This is a genomic window from Sphingobium sp. FG58 (assembly GCF_057809055.1).
Genome location: NZ_JBMDJF010000011.1, coordinates 24,385 through 42,357, shown reverse-complemented (window position 1 = coordinate 42,357; position 17,973 = coordinate 24,385). Strand labels below are relative to the sequence as shown.

General features: G+C 63.9%; 20 protein-coding genes. 14 read left to right on the top strand and 6 right to left on the bottom strand.

Features of this window, described 5'->3' with window-relative positions; all coding sequences use genetic code 11:
- Position 1: 1 nt before the first annotated feature.
- Positions 2 to 2,491 carry a DNA topoisomerase (ATP-hydrolyzing) subunit B gene (gene gyrB / locus ACODR8_RS13980; protein WP_119743729.1) on the bottom strand — a complete coding sequence of 830 codons (2,490 nt, stop codon included), beginning with the start codon at positions 2,489 to 2,491 and terminating at the stop codon, positions 2 to 4.
- Positions 2,492 to 2,577: 86 nt separating this feature from the next.
- Between gyrB and ACODR8_RS13975 the strand changes: the two genes are divergently transcribed.
- Entirely contained in the window at positions 2,578 to 3,060 is a 483-nt protein-coding gene (locus ACODR8_RS13975; RefSeq protein ID WP_489007805.1) for a hypothetical protein, read from the top strand.
- 3 nt (positions 3,061 to 3,063) lie between these two features.
- Here ACODR8_RS13975 and ACODR8_RS13970 read toward each other — a convergent pair whose 3' ends face one another.
- From ACODR8_RS13970 to yczE, 3 genes are all read right to left on the bottom strand, one after another.
- Positions 3,064 to 3,570, bottom strand: a complete 507-nt coding sequence (locus tag ACODR8_RS13970) for a DUF1993 domain-containing protein (protein WP_489007804.1) — start codon at positions 3,568 to 3,570, stop codon at positions 3,064 to 3,066.
- 14 nt (positions 3,571 to 3,584) lie between these two features.
- On the bottom strand, positions 3,585 to 4,766 hold the full coding sequence (locus ACODR8_RS13965) for an NHL repeat-containing protein (RefSeq protein WP_489007803.1): 1,182 nt from the start codon (positions 4,764 to 4,766) through the stop codon (positions 3,585 to 3,587).
- Positions 4,767 to 4,836: 70 nt separating this feature from the next.
- Positions 4,837 to 5,439 (bottom strand): membrane protein YczE, encoded by a 603-nt coding sequence (gene yczE / locus ACODR8_RS13960; RefSeq protein ID WP_489007802.1) that lies wholly within the window; start codon positions 5,437 to 5,439, stop codon positions 4,837 to 4,839.
- Between the two features lie 90 nt (positions 5,440 to 5,529).
- Between yczE and yczR the strand changes: the two genes are divergently transcribed.
- Positions 5,530 to 6,993 carry a MocR-like transcription factor YczR gene (gene yczR, locus ACODR8_RS13955; protein ID WP_489007801.1) on the top strand — a complete coding sequence of 488 codons (1,464 nt, stop codon included), beginning with the start codon at positions 5,530 to 5,532 and terminating at the stop codon, positions 6,991 to 6,993.
- Positions 6,994 to 7,160: 167 nt separating this feature from the next.
- Here yczR and ACODR8_RS13950 read toward each other — a convergent pair whose 3' ends face one another.
- The gene (locus ACODR8_RS13950; protein WP_489007800.1) at positions 7,161 to 8,204 is read right to left on the bottom strand and encodes a quinone-dependent dihydroorotate dehydrogenase; all 1,044 of its coding nucleotides are present in this window, start codon (positions 8,202 to 8,204) and stop codon (positions 7,161 to 7,163) included.
- Between the two features lie 351 nt (positions 8,205 to 8,555).
- On the opposite strand from ACODR8_RS13950, the gene ACODR8_RS13945 reads away from it, so the two are divergent.
- The 12 genes from ACODR8_RS13945 (at position 8,556) to ACODR8_RS13890 (ending at position 17,549) form a co-directional block, all read left to right on the top strand.
- Entirely contained in the window at positions 8,556 to 9,500 is a 945-nt protein-coding gene (locus ACODR8_RS13945) for a helix-turn-helix domain-containing protein (protein ID WP_489007799.1), read from the top strand.
- A 94-nt stretch (positions 9,501 to 9,594) separates the two neighbouring features.
- On the top strand, positions 9,595 to 10,005 hold the full coding sequence (locus ACODR8_RS13940) for an RrF2 family transcriptional regulator (protein WP_489007798.1): 411 nt from the start codon (positions 9,595 to 9,597) through the stop codon (positions 10,003 to 10,005).
- Positions 10,002 to 11,489, top strand: coding sequence for a Fe-S cluster assembly protein SufB (gene sufB / locus ACODR8_RS13935; RefSeq protein ID WP_489007797.1), 1,488 nt, complete (start codon positions 10,002 to 10,004; stop codon positions 11,487 to 11,489). The genes ACODR8_RS13940 and sufB overlap by 4 nt, the downstream gene beginning before the upstream one ends.
- A gap of 137 nt (positions 11,490 to 11,626) precedes the next feature.
- Positions 11,627 to 12,088 (top strand): hypothetical protein, encoded by a 462-nt coding sequence (locus tag ACODR8_RS13930; RefSeq protein ID WP_489007796.1) that lies wholly within the window; start codon positions 11,627 to 11,629, stop codon positions 12,086 to 12,088.
- Positions 12,088 to 12,630, top strand: coding sequence for a GNAT family N-acetyltransferase (locus ACODR8_RS13925; protein ID WP_489007795.1), 543 nt, complete (start codon positions 12,088 to 12,090; stop codon positions 12,628 to 12,630). Before ACODR8_RS13930 ends, ACODR8_RS13925 begins: the two co-directional genes overlap by 1 nt.
- A 3-nt stretch (positions 12,631 to 12,633) precedes the next feature.
- On the top strand, positions 12,634 to 13,380 hold the full coding sequence (gene sufC / locus ACODR8_RS13920) for a Fe-S cluster assembly ATPase SufC (RefSeq protein ID WP_489007794.1): 747 nt from the start codon (positions 12,634 to 12,636) through the stop codon (positions 13,378 to 13,380).
- 106 nt (positions 13,381 to 13,486) lie between these two features.
- Entirely contained in the window at positions 13,487 to 14,239 is a 753-nt protein-coding gene (locus tag ACODR8_RS13915) for a SufD family Fe-S cluster assembly protein (RefSeq protein ID WP_489007849.1), read from the top strand.
- 118 nt (positions 14,240 to 14,357) lie between these two features.
- The gene (locus ACODR8_RS13910) at positions 14,358 to 15,566 is read left to right on the top strand and encodes a cysteine desulfurase (protein ID WP_489007793.1); all 1,209 of its coding nucleotides are present in this window, start codon (positions 14,358 to 14,360) and stop codon (positions 15,564 to 15,566) included.
- Positions 15,563 to 16,015, top strand: coding sequence for an SUF system Fe-S cluster assembly protein (locus ACODR8_RS13905; RefSeq protein ID WP_489007792.1), 453 nt, complete (start codon positions 15,563 to 15,565; stop codon positions 16,013 to 16,015). Before ACODR8_RS13910 ends, ACODR8_RS13905 begins: the two co-directional genes overlap by 4 nt.
- Complete coding sequence (locus ACODR8_RS13900; protein ID WP_119743562.1) at positions 16,015 to 16,374, top strand: HesB/IscA family protein; 360 nt, start codon at positions 16,015 to 16,017, stop codon at positions 16,372 to 16,374. The genes ACODR8_RS13905 and ACODR8_RS13900 overlap by 1 nt, the downstream gene beginning before the upstream one ends.
- Before the next feature lie 123 nt (positions 16,375 to 16,497).
- Positions 16,498 to 17,304 carry a Rossmann-fold NAD(P)-binding domain-containing protein gene (locus tag ACODR8_RS13895; RefSeq protein ID WP_489007791.1) on the top strand — a complete coding sequence of 269 codons (807 nt, stop codon included), beginning with the start codon at positions 16,498 to 16,500 and terminating at the stop codon, positions 17,302 to 17,304.
- An 89-nt stretch (positions 17,305 to 17,393) separates the two neighbouring features.
- Positions 17,394 to 17,549 carry a hypothetical protein gene (locus ACODR8_RS13890; protein ID WP_489007790.1) on the top strand — a complete coding sequence of 52 codons (156 nt, stop codon included), beginning with the start codon at positions 17,394 to 17,396 and terminating at the stop codon, positions 17,547 to 17,549.
- 4 nt (positions 17,550 to 17,553) lie between these two features.
- Here ACODR8_RS13890 and ACODR8_RS13885 read toward each other — a convergent pair whose 3' ends face one another.
- Complete coding sequence (locus tag ACODR8_RS13885; protein ID WP_489007789.1) at positions 17,554 to 17,970, bottom strand: hypothetical protein; 417 nt, start codon at positions 17,968 to 17,970, stop codon at positions 17,554 to 17,556.
- Positions 17,971 to 17,973: the final 3 nt, after the last annotated feature.

Sequence of the window (17,973 nt, the reverse complement as noted above, 5' to 3'; positions counted from 1 at the left end):
CTTACACGTCCAGATTGGCGACGTTCAGCGCATTGTCCTGAATGAACTCGCGGCGCGGTTCGACGATTTCGCCCATCAGGCGGCTGAAAATCTCGTCGGCAACGTCCGCCTGCTCGACCTCGACCCGCAGCATGGAGCGATTGTCCGGGTCCAGCGTGGTTTCCCACAGCTGTTCCGCGTTCATTTCGCCCAGCCCCTTATAGCGCTGAATCGCCAGCCCCTTGCGCCCGGCGGCCAGGATCGCGGCCAGCAATTCGCTCGGTCGGGTCACCAATGTCGAACCCTTGGCCGCGACCACGGGCAGGTCATCCTCGCCCGCCTCCTCCGCAGCCTGCGCCGCCTTCGCACTCACCAGCCGCGATGGCGTTACATAGCTTTGCGATTCCTCGATCGCCAGCGTGTGCAGCTTGCGGGCTTCGGCAGACCCGACAAAGCCATGTTCGATGACATGATGGTCGGTCACGCCGCGCCACAGCCGTTCGAAATGGAAGCCGCCTTCTTCCGCGATCCGGCCGGTCCATTTGCCTTCCGCATCCTGTGCGCCCATCCAAGCAACCGCGGCCGCCAGGCGGGTCGCCTGCTCGGCCTGCGACAATTCGGGGTCCAGCGCACCGGTCAGGCTCAGCGCCTCGATGATCGTGGGGTCATAGCGACGCGGCACATAGCGCATCACCGCGCGCATCCGCCGCGCATGATCGACCAGGCTTTTGAGGTCATTGCCGGTCCGGCTGCCGCCCGGCCCCTCCAGCACCATTGATTCGACGCCATTATCGACCAGATATTGCTCCAGCGCGGTGTCGTTCTTCAGGTAGAGTTCGCTCCGTCCCCGCGTCGCCTTGTAGAGCGGCGGCTGGGCGATGAAGAGATGCCCGGCCTCGATGATCTGCGGCATCTGGCGGTAGAAGAAGGTCAGCAGCAGCGTGCGGATATGCGCGCCATCGACGTCGGCGTCGGTCATGATGACGATCTTGTGGTAACGCAGCTTCTCAATGTTGAAATCGTCGCGGATGCCCGTACCCATCGCCTGGATCAGCGTGCCGACCTCCTTGGAAGAAATCATGCGGTCAAACCGCGCGCGCTCGACGTTCAGGATCTTGCCCTTCAAAGGCAGGATCGCCTGATTGTGCCGGTTACGGCCCTGCTTCGCCGACCCGCCTGCCGAATCGCCTTCGACCAGGAACAGTTCGGACTTGGCCGGGTCGCGTTCCTGACAGTCGGCCAGCTTGCCGGGCAGGCTGGCAATGTCCAGCACGCCCTTGCGCCGCGTCAGCTCACGCGCCTTCTTGGCCGCTTCACGCGCGGCGGCGGCGTCGATCACCTTCTGGATGATCATCTTGCCATGGGCGGGATTCTCTTCCAGCCACTCGGCCATCTTGTCGGCCATCAGGCTTTCCAATGGCTGGCGCACTTCGGAACTGACCAGCTTGTCCTTGGTCTGGGACGAAAATTTGGGATCGGGCAGTTTGACCGAAACGATCGCGGTCAGCCCCTCGCGCATATCCTCGCCGGTCAGCGACACTTTCTCCTTCTTCAACATGCCCGACTTGTCGGCATAATTGTTGAGGGTCCGGGTCAGCGCCGCGCGGAACGCGGCCAGATGGGTGCCGCCGTCGCGTTGCGGGATGTTGTTCGTGAAACACAGCACATTTTCATAATAGCTGTCGTTCCATTCCAGCGCGACGTCGATGGTCACATCGTCGCGCGTGCCGGAAATGGCGATCGGCTCCGGCATCATCGCCGCCTTGTTGCGATCGAGATATTTGACGAAGGCCGCGATGCCACCCTCATAATAAAGCTCGACCGTCTTGCTTTCCTCATGCCGCGCATCGGTCAGGAACAGGCGCACGCCGCTGTTCAGGAACGCCAGCTCGCGATAGCGATGCTCCAGCTTGTCGAAATCATAGTCGGTCACATTTTTGAAGGTGTCGGTGGAGAACATGAAGGTGACCTTGGTCCCCTTCTGCCCCGGTGCCGCCGGACCCAGCACCTTCAGGGGTGCTTCGGCGTCGCCGTTGCGGAACCGCATCCAATGTTCTTGCCCGTCGCGCCAGATGTTCAGCTCCAGCCAGTCGGACAGGGCGTTCACCACGGACACGCCCACGCCATGCAGACCGCCCGACACTTTATAAGCATTGTCGTCGCTGGTATTTTCGAACTTACCGCCCGCGTGCAGCTGGGTCATGATGACCTCGGCCGCGGATACGCCCTCTTCGGTGTGGATGCCGGTCGGGATACCCCGGCCATTGTCCATCACGCTGACGGAGCCATCGGGGTTCAGGGTGATGTCGATCCGGTCGCAATGGCCGGCCAGCGCCTCGTCGATCGCATTGTCGCTGACCTCGAACACCATATGGTGCAGGCCCGATCCGTCGTCGGTATCGCCAATATACATGCCGGGCCGCTTGCGCACGGCATCAAGCCCTTTCAGCACCTTGATGCTGTCCGCGCCATATTCGTTATTGTTCGGGCTATTCTGGGGTTCGTCGCTCATGCCGAGCATATAGGGAAAGCCTCGCTGAAACTAAAGCGAAACATGGTGCCTTCCCCCGCACGCCGGACCAGTCTATCCCCTGTGCCATGTCGCGCACCATCGCCCTGTTTTTCCTGCTGGCCGCCTGTTCCGACAGCCGCGAGGTGCTGGACGAATTGCCCAACAGTTCGCTGGCGGGCGCACCCCGCGCCGAAGTCCCCGAAAGCCGCATGGACGCGCCGGTCGCCCGCGCCGTGACGATCGGTGAGGATGGCCCGCGCATGGACGCCTGCGGCGGCATGGGGCAGGTGGCCCGCACGTCACCAAACGGCCTGCCGCTGCGTGCCGCGCCCTTTGGCGACGCGAAAATCCTGACCAGCCTGGCAGAGGGCGACCGCGCCTATATCTGCACCCGCAGCCTCGACCAGAAATGGCTGGGCGTGGTGCTGGTCCCACCACCCGCTACCGACAACAGCTCGGAAGCCGCTGATTGCGGCGTCTCATCCCCGGTCGACCGCAAGCAGTCCTATGACGGCCCTTGCGTCAGCGGATGGGTGGCCAGCGCCTATGTCCGGCTGATCGCCGGCTAAATCTTAAACCCCGCCCAGAAAGTCGAGCTTGCCGATCGGCACGCCCGCCTGACGTAGCAGCGCATAGGCCATGGTCAGGTGGAAATAGAAATTGGGCAGGGAAAAGGTCAGCACATGGCTGCGCCCGGTGAAGGGAATCTCACCATTGGGGACCTTCAGCACCACGGCGGCATCCTCCCGCCCGTCAATCTTGTCGCGCGGCACCGCTTCCAGCAGCGCTATCGTCGCTGCGATGCGCGCCTGTAACTCGGCGAACGTCTGTTCGCTGTCCGCCACGGCTACCGGCTCCAGCTCACCCAGCCGCGTCACCGTCCCCTTGGCGGTATCGCAGGCGAACTGCACCTGCGCGGTCAGCGGCTTCATGTCCGCGATCAGTTGCGCGCCGGTCAGCGTCGCGGGGTCAATGCCCTTTTCGGCGGCAAAGGCCGCGCCCTTGTCAAGCAGCCCCGACAACGTGTTCAGCCCCCGGATGAACATGGGAACAGTCAGATCATATAATGCGGTCGCCATGAAGCGTCCCCCTCTCATTGGATGCCGGTGAACACCAGCTTCTGCACGCGCCGGCCGGTATTGACCTCGGTTGCATAGATATTGCCGTCGCTGTCGGTATCAATGCTGTGCAGCCAGGTAAATTGTCCCGCCTGCCGTCCCACCCGGCCAATCGCGCCCAACATCTCATGCGTCTTGCGCAGCAATATCCAGATGCGCCCGTTCATCATGTCCGCGACATAGAGATAGGTCTGGTCGGGATCGGGCGAGAAAGCGATGTCGGTGACCGTATGCGTGCCGCCAGTCTCGCCCGCAATCACCAGATCGCGCACGAAGGTCAGGCCGCCATTCTTGCCCCGCCTGAACAGTTGCGCGCGATTATTGTTGCGATCGCAGACATAGACATGGCCGTCCCGTGTCGGCACCACGCAATGGACGATGTCGGCAAAGGTCTGCGCCTTGGGATCGGCGATCTTGCTGGGATCGACGGCATGGCTCTGGTCGAACGCCCCCTGCCGAGTCGGCGCAATCGGCGGCTTGGCATAGGCGCCCCAGCGCCCCTTATAGCCATTGGTTCGGGCATCATATCCGATCACCCGCCGGTTCACATAGCCATCCGAAATCAGCACCATGCCGTCGGAATGGTTGACGTCGGACGGGTTGCCCAACTGGTCGGTCGCATCATTGCCGCCGGTCTTGCCCCGCTGGCCGAAAGCCCTGATGAGGGTGCCGTCGGCGCGATAATTCAGCACGACATGGTCGTCCTTGCCATTGCCCCCGAACCAGATCGTCCCCGCTGTATCGACAAATATGCCGTGCAGGCTGGCTGGCCATTGGTTGACGCCATCGACGCTCGGCGCGTTACCAGGCCCGCCCCAGCCGCCCAGATAGCGACCGTCGCTGCCAAAATGGACCACGGGCGGGGCTGGCTTGCAACAAACGGCGATGGGCGGGTTCTGCGCCAGGCCGGTGTCTGTCGCCGTCAGGCTATGCGGGCGATGCACGACCCAGACCGAATCGTCGGGCGCGACCGCCACCCCGCTGACCTGCCCCAGCAACAGATCGTCTGGCATGTTGGGCCATGCGGCATCGACCTTGAACCGGGGCATTTTCGTACCCGCAGGCGCGACCTGCTCAAAGGCGAGCGGGGTTAAGGCGTTGTTATCGTTCGTGGTGCCAGTCAATATCAGCAGGCAGGCGGCAATCAGGGGACGCATCGGGACGGCTCCGGTGTCGGGGAGTGGATGGGTCGATCATGCCCGGATGGTCGCCCCGGTCAATCTCCCTTCACGCCATCACTGCACGTTCCGGCGCGTCGATGCGGAACCAGGGCAGGGCATGGTGGACGATCCAGCCAATGCTCATCGCATAAAGAACCGTGCCTGCGCCCACCGTCCCGCCCAGCAGCCAGCCGATCGCCAGCACGCCAATCTCGATTCCCGTGCGAACCCATTTGACCGGCAGACCAGTGCGACCGCACAAACCCGTCATCAGCCCGTCGCGCGGCCCCGGTCCCAGCCCCGCGCCGATATAGGCACCCCCGGCGATGCCGTTCAGCACGATTCCCGCACCCAGCCAGGCCGTGCGCATTGCCAAGCCCTCCGGCATCGGCAGCAGCGTCAGCGACAGGTCCACCGCCGTGCCGATCACGACGATATTGGCCACCGTGCCCATTCCCGGCCGCTGGCGCAGCGGCCACCACAGGAGCAGCACGATCGCGCCGACCAGATTGACTGTCATGCCGAAACTCAGGCCAAGCGGGGACGCCATCCCCTGATGCAGCACGTCCCACGGGTCGAGGCCCAGATCGGCGCGCAGCATCAGCGCCATGGAAAAACCATAGAGGCCAAGGCCCCAGAAAAGCTGGAAAAGGCGGCGGTGCATCATCATGGGCAGGCTTCTTCCTCACAATTGGCCTTTTCCAAAAGGACCATTTCGACATAAATGGCCCTGACCATCCGCAAATTGGATCAGATCGCCATGTCCACTTCCTTCCTTCGCCCGCCCTCCCTGCTCCGCCTGCTGGGCGCATGGCGAGCGCAGGACAGCGCCCAGCCCGCCTATCGCCAACTGGCGCAGGCGCTGCGGATGCTGGTGCTGGACGGGCGCGTGGGCCTGAACGTCCGCCTGCCGGGCGAGCGTGAACTGGCCGCCGCGCTGGGCCTGTCGCGCACGACGATCGCGGCGGCGTTCGACCGGCTGCGGGACGAGGGTTATCTGGAAAGTCGGCAGGGGTCGGGCAGCGTCACCCGCCTGCCGCCCGGCCGGGTCGAGCCGCCCCAGGCGGACATCGACATGATCACTGGCGGCAATCTGCTCAACTGGACCCATGCCGCCTTGCCCGCTGCGCCGGGCGTCGGCCGCGCGATGCAGGCGGCGGTCGAGGCGCTGCCTGCCTATCTGGGCGATCTGGGCTATGATCCGCTCGGCCTGCCCGTGCTGCGCCGCGCCGTCGCCGCCCATTTCGACCGGCGCGGTTGCCCTACGGACGCGGACCAGATCATCATCACCAATGGCGCGCAGCAGGGCTTTTCGCTGTTGCTCCACTGGCTTGCCGGGCCAGGGGATCGCGTCGTGATCGATCACCCGACCTATCATAACGCGATTCAGGCGTTGCAACGCGCCCATGTCGTGCCGGTGCCGGTCGGCCTGCCGACCCATGGCTGGGATATCGACGCGATGGACGCCGCCTTCCGCCAGACTGCGCCGCGCTTTGCCTATCTGATCGCCGATTTCCATAACCCGACCGGGCGCAGCATGGACCCGGCGACTCGCCGCGCGCTGGTCGCCGCCGCCACCCGCAGCCACACACCGCTGGTGATCGACGAAACGATGGTGGCGATGGGCCTCGATTTCGCCCCGCCACCGCCGGTCGCGATCCATGATCCGTCGGGGCGGCAGGTCATCACCATGGGGTCGGCCAGCAAGATATTCTGGGGCGGGCTTCGGGTAGGCTGGATTCGCGCCGATCCGCAGACGGTCGCCGCGCTTGGTCGACTGCGCACGACGATGGACATGGCGAGTCCCGTGGTCGAACAGCTGGCCGTGGCCCATCTGATCGACGCCGACGAAGGACTGGGCGCGCGCGCCGATATGCTGCGCGGGCGGCGCGACCATCTGCTGGCGCTGCTGGAACAGCATCTGCCCCATTGGCGAGTCGAATCGCCCGCCGGCGGCCTGTCGCTCTGGGCCGAACTCCCCCGTGCGGAGGCGACCGCACTTGCGGCGCTGGCCGAAAGCCTGGGCGTCCGGGTCGCCGCCGGACCGCGCTTTGGCGTCAGCGGCGCGTTTGAACGCTTCCTGCGCCTGCCCTTCACCCTGCCCGAAGCGCAACTCGCGACCGGTGTGGAACGGCTGGTGCAGGCCGACGCCCATCTCCACGCCCGCACCCCCAGGGGTCGCGATTCGCTGGCGCTGGCGCTGGAGGCGGACCGACTGATCTGAAGAGTTTGTTTCGAAATGCGCCTTTGGCGCATCCGCACCGGCCCACACCCCCACCCGACCGCCCACAGAGTGTATCCTGAATGGGAGGTCGGGTGGGGGTGTGGGCCGGTGCGGCAACCGAAATGCGCTCTTTTGCGCATTTCGGCACAGACTCTAAATGACAGCTGTCAGGCGTCGATGCCGACAATCTGGTCGATGGAGGCAAAGCCATCGCGCGTCATCAGCGCTTTGAGGCCGTGATTGATCCGCTTCGCCAGATACGGCCCTTCATAGACCAGCGCGCTGTAGAGCTGGATTAGCGATGCGCCCGCGCGGATGCGGGCATAGGCCTGCTCCGCATTGGCAATGCCGCCAACGCCGATCAGCGGCAGCCGCGCGCCCAGCAACCGACGGAAATCACGCAGTTTCTGCAAGGACAGGTCGGTCAGCGGCGCGCCCGACAGCCCGCCGGTCTCGCCTGCATGAACCGACCGCAGCGCCGGGCGGGTGATGGTCGTGTTGGACACGATCAGCGCGTCGATCCGATGGTCGAGGCAGGCGGCGGCAATATCCTCCACATCCGCAGGTTCCAGATCGGGCGCGACCTTCAGGAAAATCGGTGTGGTCAGCTTGCCTCGTGCCGCCATTACCGCGCCCAGCAACTCGTCAAGTGCGGCGCGATCCTGCAACGCGCGCAGCCCCGGCGTGTTGGGGGAGGAGATATTGACGGTCAGATAGTCGGCCAGCGGGGCCATGACCTGCACCCCGGTGACATAATCGGCGATCCGGTCGGTCGCGTCCTTGTTCGCGCCGATATTGATGCCGATGACCGGTCCTTCACCCACCGGACGACGATAGCGCGCGATCCGGTCCGCCGCCGCGCCCTGTCCGCCATTGTTGAAGCCGAAACGGTTGATCACTGCCTTGTCCTCGACCAGCCGAAACAGCCGAGGGGTAGGGTTGCCCGGCTGGGCCAACGGGGTCAGCGTCCCCAACTCGGCAAAGCCAAAGCCCAGGCCATGCATCTTGTGCGCGACTCGCCCTTCCTTGTCATAACCTGCCGCCAGACCGACCGGATTGGGGAAGGGGATTCCCGCGACCTTGCTCGCCAGCATCGGGTCCGGCGTCAGCGGGCCGGGAGTCGGCATCAGGCGCAGCGCGGCGATCGACAGATTATGGGCGCGCTCGGCATCCAGGGCGAACAGCAGCGGGCGGATCAGACGGTAGGGCATGGCCGCGCTATGCCAGCGGCGGGGGCGTCCGTCGAGTCGCTGTTGCAGCATAGCCACAGCCCCTTCCTAACGTCATTTCATAACAGGAAACGTCATGATTGAGATCGTTTTCGGCTGAAAAATGTCCGATCCGTCCAATAATATTGCCGTGATTCGGGGGTAAAGCGTCCCTGCGACCCGAAGGCTCTTAGGCTTCCAGCCGATGAGACCTTTTACTGGCCCGGCAATGCAAATTGCCGGGCCATTTTTTTGTGCAGCGCGACACAAGCGAACAAAAGTTACAGTTTATTATCCATCCCGCTTGCGCGGTGACGATGTTGGCGCATAGTAAATCCCAACTGGGGTAAGAATATGGGGTCGCATCACATCGACAGGACCGGGGGCGGTGTCGCTCTGCCGGACGACCGGGGGCCACTATCCTATACCGTGGCCGCCGCGCAGGGTCCTGTGCGGTTGCGCTACTTTGCGCCACCTGAACATTTGCGCGCCTATTTCGGCTCGCTCTATCTGTTCACTGTGTCGGCCGACCATTATGCCGACGTAACCCGTGCCGACGTGCCGCAACTGCGCTTCATGCTGGACGGCGGGGGCCAATATCATTTTCAGGACGGGGTGGCGATGGCGACGCCCGACGTCTGCCTGCTGGGGCCGACCATGGGCGCGACCCGATTCGAACTGGACCGGCCCGCACGGGTCGTGGGCATTTCGTTGCTGCCCGCTGGCTGGCTGGCGCTGCATGGCAGCGATGCCAGCCTGCTCGCGGACCGATTGTGCGATCTGGCGGCGGAACGGGGCGATGCTTATGCGCGCCTGCTCGACGGGCTGCGCGCGCTGAATGATGATCAGGCGGATGCGATGGCGGCCCTGTGCTGGGCGCAACTGGGGGCGATGATCAAGCCGCCGCGCCCGGCGACCTGGGCGCTGCTCCATGCCGTCGACGCCTGGCTGATGGACGAAGGATCGCCGCGGATCGAGATATTGGCGGAAACCACCGGCCTGTCGCCGCGCCAGCTCGCCCGGCTGACCAACAAATATTATGGCGCGCCGCCCAAGCTGCTGGCCCGCAAATATCGCGCCTTGCGCTGTTCGGCCAAGATCGCGCTTGATCGGGAAAGCTGGCAACTCCTGTGCGACGAGGCGGGTTTTTACGACCAGTCGCACTTCATCCGCGAGATCAAGCATTTCATCGGCCTGACCCCGCACCAGTTGCAGACCGAACCCTCCGCCGTGGCGCAACTGACTTTGCTGCGCCGGTCGTTGGGCGGCGATGTGGCGACGCTCAACCGGCTGAGCTGAAGAAGGTCCAAAAAAGCCTTGATAAATGACGCGCGCAGGACCAAATGCGCAATCAGACGAATATAGTCTGATTTGAGAATGGTTCGCAACGCGCATGAAATTGTCCAGCTTCGCTGACTATGCCGTGGTCCTGATGTCGGCCGCCGCGCGCCATTGCGGCGGCACCAAGATGAATGCGACGACGCTCAGCGCTGAAACCGGCATCCCTCTGCCCACTGCGCAGAAGCTGGTGAGCCGCCTGTCCGCCGCGGGCCTCCTCGAATCGAGCAGAGGCACCGGTGGCGGCGTGCGCCTGTCGCGCCCGCCCGCGACGATCACGCTGGCCGATGTAGTGGAGGCGGTCGAGGGACCGATCGCCATGACCGCATGCGCCGATACCGGCGCGCATGACTGCACGCTGGAGCAGGACTGCCGCATTCGCCCGCACATGAACGTAGCGAACATGGCGATCCGTTCGGCGCTGGCCGGGGTGACGATCGCGAGTTTGACGAGAGAATTGGCATGACCGAAGTAACCACCAGAGAAGCCCGCAACGCCGAGGCACAGGAGGCCGCCGACCGCGCGTCCACCTATGAACATGGCTGGGCGTCGGACATTGAGCAGGATTTCGCGCCCAAGGGGCTGAACGAGGATACGGTCCGCTTCATTTCGGCCAAGAAAAACGAGCCGCAATGGCTGCTCGACTGGCGCTTGAAGGCCTTTGCGATGTGGCAGACGATGACGCCGCCCGACTGGGCCAAGCTCAATGTCCCGCCGATCGACTATCAGGACGCCTATTATTACGCCGAGCCGAAGAAGAAGGTGGAGCTGGATTCGCTCGACGAGGTCGACCCGGAAATCCTTGCCACCTACAAGAAGCTGGGCATCCCGATCGCCGAGCAGGAGATGCTCGCCGGGGTGAAGGGCAGCCGCCGCATCGCCGTGGACGCCGTGTTCGACTCGGTGTCCGTCGCCACCACCTTCCGCAAGGAGTTGGAAGAAGCCGGAGTCATTTTCCGCTCGATCAGCGAAGCGGTGCGCGAATATCCCGATTTGGTGAAGAAGTGGATGGGCAAGATTGTGCCGATGCACGACAACTACTTCGCCACGCTGAATTGCGCGGTCTTTTCCGACGGCACCTTTGTTTACATCCCCAAGGGCGTCCGCTGCCCGATGGAACTCAGCACCTATTTCCGCATCAACGCGGAAAATACTGGGCAATTTGAACGCACCCTGATTGTCGCGGACGAAGGCAGCTATGTCTCCTATCTCGAAGGCTGCACCGCGCCGATGCGCGACGAGAATCAGCTGCACGCCGCGGTCGTGGAACTGGTCGCGCTGGACGATGCGGAGATCAAATATTCGACCGTCCAGAATTGGTATCCCGGTGATGCGGACGGGAAGGGCGGCATCTATAATTTCGTGACCAAGCGGGCTTTGTGCCAGGGCAGGAACAGCAAGGTCAGCTGGACCCAGGTCGAAACCGGGTCCGCCATCACGTGGAAATACCCAAGCTGCGTGCTGAACGGCGAAAATAGCGTCGGCGAATTCTACTCGGTCGCGCTGACGAACAACATGCAGCAGGCCGACACCGGCACCAAGATGATCCACAACGGCAAGAACACCCGATCAACCATCGTGTCGAAGGGGATCAGCGCAGGCCGCAGCAACAACACCTATCGCGGCCTCGTCCGCGTCGCGCCGGGCGCGGAGGGCGTGCGCAACTTCACCCAATGCGACAGCCTGTTGCTGGGCGACCAATGCGGCGCGCACACCGTTCCCTATATCGAGGTGCGCAACCCATCAGCGCAGATCGAGCATGAGGCGACCACCAGCAAGATCAGCGACGACCAGCTCTTCTACGCGATGCAACGCGGTCTGGACCAGGAAAGCGCCGTGGGCCTGATCGTCAACGGCTTCGCCCGCGAAGTGCTGCAACAACTGCCGATGGAATTTGCGGTCGAAGCGCAGAAGTTGCTGGGGATTTCACTGGAAGGCAGCGTGGGATGACCCCCGCCACCTCTCCCCACGTCATGCCGGACTTGATCCGGCATCCCGCTTTTCTGCGCGTGGCAAAAGAAGGCAGCGGGACCCCGGATCAAGTCCGGGGTGACGAAATGACGAACAAGAGCCAAGAGGACTGAAACTTGAGCGACGAAGACGATATTCAGGATGCCCTCGCGGATTTCGCGGAGGATGTCGGCAATGGCCAGTCATGGACCGCCGCGATCCGTATCCTGACCGAGGATTATGAGCTGGAAGAGGGTGAGCTGGAACCGCGCGCCCGCGCCGATTTCGGCGATCTCGACGCATTCGAGGCGACCAGCCGCGAAGCCCTGCAAAAATCCGACGCCGCGATGACGGAGAAGCTGCGCAAGGACAAGGCGTTCCACAAGGCAAAAGCCCCCAACCTCGCCCGCATGGGTCCGGTCAGCGAATTCGTCGTCGCGCTGCTTGAAAAAGGCCCGCCGGAAAAGGACGCCGACTGGTGGCCCTATATGCCGATCAAGCGCCATATCGACACGCTGTTCCCGGCTCCCGGCGATGTGCGCGACATGGCCTTCTGGACCGCCCGCACGCTCCAGCGTGCGCATGAGGGCGGAAACTGATGTCGCCGCACGGCGCCATCCTGGCCGACGCCAGTGCGGCGCTGACGGTGCGCGCCGTCATGTCCGCCGATGCGCCTTCGCTTGCTACATTGCTGAACGCGGTGATTGCAGCCGGGGGTACGACGGCGCTGGAGACACCCTTCACGGCAGAAACACTGGATCAGGCCTATCTGACTGGCCCCGACGTGCATTGTTGCTTGGTCGCGGTGGATGGGACGACCGGTCGGCTCGAAGGGTTCCAGACACTCGGCCGGTCCCCGGACCTGCCTGCCAATATCGGCGACATCGCGACTTTTGCGCGGATCGACGGCACGCAGCGCGGTGTCGGTACGGCCTTGTTCGCGGCGACGCGGGCGCGGGCACGCGACCTTGGTCTTGTTGCCATTAATGCCACCATCCGCGCCGACAATGCAGGTGGGCTGCGTTTCTACACAAAGCAGGGCTTTGCCGATCATGCGGTGAAAACTGCCATCCCATTGCAGGACGGCACCCTCGTAGACCGCATCCAAAAGCGTTACACGCTGACGACAGACAGAGACTGAACCATGCTTGATATCGATAATCTGACCAACGAAATTGACGGCAAGGCGATCCTGAAAGGCCTGTCGCTCACCATCAACGCGGGGGAAATTCACGCGATCATGGGGCCGAACGGCGCGGGCAAATCGACGCTGGCCTATACGCTGGGCGGGCGGCCGGGCTATGAAGTGACCGGCGGCACGGCGACGTTCGACGATGCCGACCTGTTCGATCTGGACCCGCATGAACGCGCCGCCGCCGGCCTGTTCCTGGGCTTCCAATATCCGGTCGAAATCCCCGGCGTGTCCAACCTTCAATTCCTGCGCGAAAGCCTCAACAGCCAAAAGCGCGCGCGCGGCGAAAAGGAACTCAATGGCGGCGAATTCATCCGCCTCGCCAAGGAAAAGGCGGCTTTGCTCGGCCTCGACATGGATATGCTCAAGCGTCCGGTGAATGTCGGCTTTTCGGGCGGCGAAAAGAAGCGCGCAGAAATGGTGCAGATGGGCATCCTTGATCCCAAGCTCGCGATCCTCGACGAAACCGACTCCGGCCTCGACATCGACGCGCTGAAAATCGTCGGCGCTGGCATCAACGCGATCATGCGCAAGCCTGACAAGGCCGTGCTGCTGATCACCCATTATCAGCGGCTGCTCGATTATGTGAAGCCGGACTTTGTGCATGTGCTGGCTGGCGGACGGATCGTGAAATCAGGCGGCCCCGAACTGGCGCTGGAGCTGGAACGCGAAGGCTATGCCGAGGTGGTCGCCGCATGATCCTCAGCACCCTCGTCACCCCGGACTTGATCCGGGATCCAGTGCCCCAGGCACTGCGCCCCGCACTCTGGATCCCGGATCAGGTCCGGGATGACGGTATATTATGATGGCGACCGCAGCCCTCCCGACCCGCGCAATGGAAGAATGGCGCTACAGCGATCTCGATGCCGTTGCCACCATCTGGCCAACCCCCGCACCGACCCGCATCGACGTGGCGGCGGGTGACAGCGCGCACCGTCATCTGTTGCAGGACGCCGCTGATGGCGCCACGGCGGTGCATGATTATGTCGTGACCGTGGGCGATGGCGCGCGCTGCGATTTTCATGTCCTCAATATTGGCGGCAGACTGGGCCGGGTGACGATCGATGTGACGCTCGGCAAGGGCAGCCATTTCGAACTGGGCGGCGCAATTCTGGGCAGCGGTGACCAGACGTTGGAAATCGTCACCAGCGTCACCCATGCGCAGCCCGACGCGACCAGCGGCCAGACGATCCGCTCCATCCTGTCGCAGCGCGCGACCGGCAGCTATCTGGGTAAGATCGCGGTCGCCCGCGACGCGCAGCGCACCGACGCCTTCCAGTCGGTCAAAGCCATGCTGCTGGACCGCACCGCCACGGCAAACGCTAAGCCGGAGCTGGAAATCTACGCTGACGACGTGAAATGCGCCCATGGCGCAACCGTGGGTGAACTGGACAAGGCCGCGCTCTTCTACATGGCCTCGCGCGGCATGGACCCGACAACCGCCAAGACGCTGCTGCTGCGCTCCTTCGTGGCCGGCGTGTTCGACAGCGTGGCGGACGAAGCCGTGCGCGAGACTCTGGAAGCCGCCGCCATCGCCAAGCTGGAGGCGCTGGTATGAACGCTGTTCCATCCCATTCCGTCATCCCGGACTTGATCCGGGATCCAGGGCGGCACGCGTGGTGCGGGAGACTCTGGATGCCGGATCACGTCCGGCATGACGAGGAAGGTAAAATCCTGTGACCGTCATCGCCCCCGAACGCCTCTCCCTGCGGGCCGATTTCCCCGGCGTCCTCGACTGGCATTATCTTGACAGCGCCGCGACCGCGCAAAAGCCGCAAGCGGTGATCGACGCCATCGCCCGCGCCTATGGCCCGGACTATGCGACCGTCCATCGCGGCGTCTATGCGCGATCGGCCAATATGACGCTCGCCTATGAGTCGGCCCGGCGTAAGGTCGCCGACTTCATCGGGGCCAAGTCGGACAGCGAGATCGTCTATGTCCGTGGCGCGACCGAGGGGATCAATCTGGTCGCCCAATGCTGGGCGGGCGAGCAGCTGAAGGCGGGCGACCGCATCCTTCTCTCCACCCTTGAACATCACAGCAATATCGTGCCGTGGCAGATGGTGGCGGAAAAAGTCGGCGCCCATATCGACGTCATTCCCCTGACCGCCGATGGCCGGATCGATCTCGACGCGATGCGCGCGATGATCACGCCGCGTCATCGCATGGTCGCGCTCGCCCATGTGTCCAACGTGCTGGGCAGCGTGCTGGATTGCCGCCGCGCCGCCGACATCGCCCATATGGTCGGCGCGCGGATATTGATCGACGGCTGCCAGGCGGTGCCACGTCTTGCCATCGATGTGCAGGCGCTCGATTGCGATTTCTACGTCTTTTCCGCGCATAAACTCTATGGCCCGACCGGCATCGGCGTGCTGTGGGCGCGGGGCGAACTGCTCGACGCCATGCCCCCCTATCAGGGCGGCGGGTCGATGATCGACAAGGTGACGTTCGAAAAAACCACCTACGCCCCGGCACCAACCCGGTTCGAGGCTGGAACGCCGCACATCAGCGGGGTGATCGGGCTTTCCGCTGCGATCGATTATGTGCAGGCGATCGGCCTGGACGCGATCCACGCGCATGAATGTGCGCTGGTGGCAAAGGCGCGCGCTGCGCTGGAAAATCTCAACAGCGTCCGCCTGTTCGGGCCGGACGACAGCGCGGGCATCCTGTCTTTCGAGGTCGAGGGGGTGCATCCGCACGATGTCGGCACCATATTGGACGAAGCGGGCGTCGCGATCCGCGCCGGGCATCATTGCGCCCAGCCGCTGATGCGCCATCTGGGCGTGGAAGCGACCGCACGGGCCAGCTTTGGCATCTATAGCGATCAGGGCGACGTGGACGCTCTGGTCCGGGGTTTGGAACGGGTAAGGAAGATCTTCGGATGACCGAGGCGAACAAGATCATGGTGGAAGAGGTTGAGGGTGTGGACGCCCCGCCCAAGGCGCGCGTGGAAGAGGCACCGCGTCAGCGCGACTATCTCGACGGCTTCCTCGCCGCCAAGCCTGTGGAAACACCCGCGGGCGAACCGGGCGGCAATGTCTATGACGGCGTGATCGACGCGCTCAAGGATATTTTCGATCCCGAAATCCCGGTCAACATCTATGATCTGGGGCTGATCTACGGCGTCGATGTATCGCCCGACAATCATGTCGTCGTCACCATGACGCTGACCACGCCGCATTGCCCGGTTGCCGAATCCATGCCCGGCGAAGTCGAACTGCGCGTTGGCGCGGTGCCGGGCGTCGGCGACGCGCAGGTCAATCTGGTCTGGGACCCGCCATGGGACCCGGCCAAGATGAGCGACGAGGCGAAGCTGGAACTGGGGATGCTCTGATGACGACCGAGACCAAGACCCGCACTCGCCCCGCCGCCGTCATCCTGACGCCGAGCGCGGAGCAGCGCATCGCCGACCTGATGGCCAAAGCGCCGCAGGGGACGATCGGCGTCAAGCTGTCGACGCCCAAGCGCGGTTGTTCGGGCCTGGCCTATTCGGTCGATTATGTCAGCGAGGAAGCGAAATTCGACGAGAAGATCGCCACGCCCGGCGGCGCTTTTTACATTGACGGCGCGTCGGTGCTGTATCTGGTCGGATCGACGATGGACTGGGTGGAGGATGATTTCACCGCAGGCTTCACCTTCGCCAACCCCAATGCCAAGGGCGCCTGCGGCTGCGGCGAGAGCTTCACGGTCTAATCTCTATCTCCGCTCGTTTCGAGCGAAGTCGAGAAACCTGCGCGCGACATTTCTCGACCTTGGCCTGTTCTGAGCGACTGCCTTGGCAGGCAGTCGAAGGGCTCGAAACGAACGGAGGTATGTGTGCCTCATCTGTTGATCTTTGGCCTTGGCTATACCGCGTCGCGTCTGGCCGACCGACTGCGGGCCGATGGCTGGCACATAACCGCCACCCGCCGCCACGCCGACGCGGACACGCTGGCCTTCGATGATGAACCCGGCGTCCGCGACGCCATCGCCAGCGCCACTCATATCCTCTCCTCCGTCCCGCCCGAAGGCGACGCCGATCCGGTGCTGGCCCGCTATGGCACCGCCATAGCCACCGCACCGGCGCCATGGATCGGCTATCTCTCCTCCACCGGCGTCTATGGTGACGCACGCGGGGCATGGGTGGATGAGGGCAGCCCGGTCGGCACCGGTCGCCGCACCGCCCGCGCCGATGCCGACCTGGCCTGGGGCGCACTGCGCAGCGATGTCCGCCGCTTCCGCCTGCCCGGCATCTATGGTCCGGGCCGGTCCGCGCTGGACCGGGTGCGGGGGGGGAAGGCGCATCGCATCGACCTGCCAGACCAGATTTTCAGCCGGGTCCATGTCGACGACATCATCGCCGGGATCATCGCCTCGTTCAACGGGCCACCGGGCATCTATAATCTGGCCGATGACCTGCCCTGCGCACAAAACCGGGTGATAGAGGCGGCCTGCGACATGCTGGGCCTGCCCCCTCCGCCGCTGCTCACACTGGAACAGGCCGCCCTGTCCCCCATGGCGCTGGCCTTTTATGCGGAAAACCGCCGCGTCGCCAATGGTCGCGCCAAACGGCTGCTGGGCTGGTCGCCACGCTACCCGACCTATGCGCAGGGACTGGCCGCCTGCCACTGGGCGGACGCCTGATTCGGTTGAGCGCAAAGGGGCGCCGTCGATTACCGCTTGTTAACCACATGACCGCGATAGCGGGCCATCACTTGTCCGGGGACAGACTGATGGATCGCATCGACCACATATTTTGCACACTCAGCCAGCGGATGAGCAACCTGTCGCAGCCCGGCCGTGCGATGCCCGAGCCTGAATCCCTGACCAGCCTGATCGACAAGGTCAACGCAGCCAAGCGGCGCTATCAGCCCGGCATGGGCCGATAAAGGCTCAGGGTTCGCCCTTCGATTCCTGCATCCGCCGCTCGGCGAACCATTGTTGCAGCATCTGGGCGGTGCAGCCGGTAAAGCCGTTGCTGCCGATCGCCGAACAGCTGCCGGGCAATGTCTGGCGCTGGACCTGTTCCATCGTCGCCACCTGACTGCCCCAGCCGGGACCACCCGCCACGGCTGGCTTCTCGCGCAACTTCTTGGGAATGCGATAGCGCTCGGATTCCGGCTTGCGCGCGCACACCACAATCTCGCTCTCATCCTTGCCCTTGGGGCAGGGATCATCGCCATAGACGATCAGGTTGAAGATGCGCTCAGGCGGCGGTTCGGGCTGCGCCAGCGCGGGCATAACCGGCACCAGCGTCGCCGCGATCAGGGCCATGGAAATCGACAGACGCATCACCGGAAAATCCTTCATTCG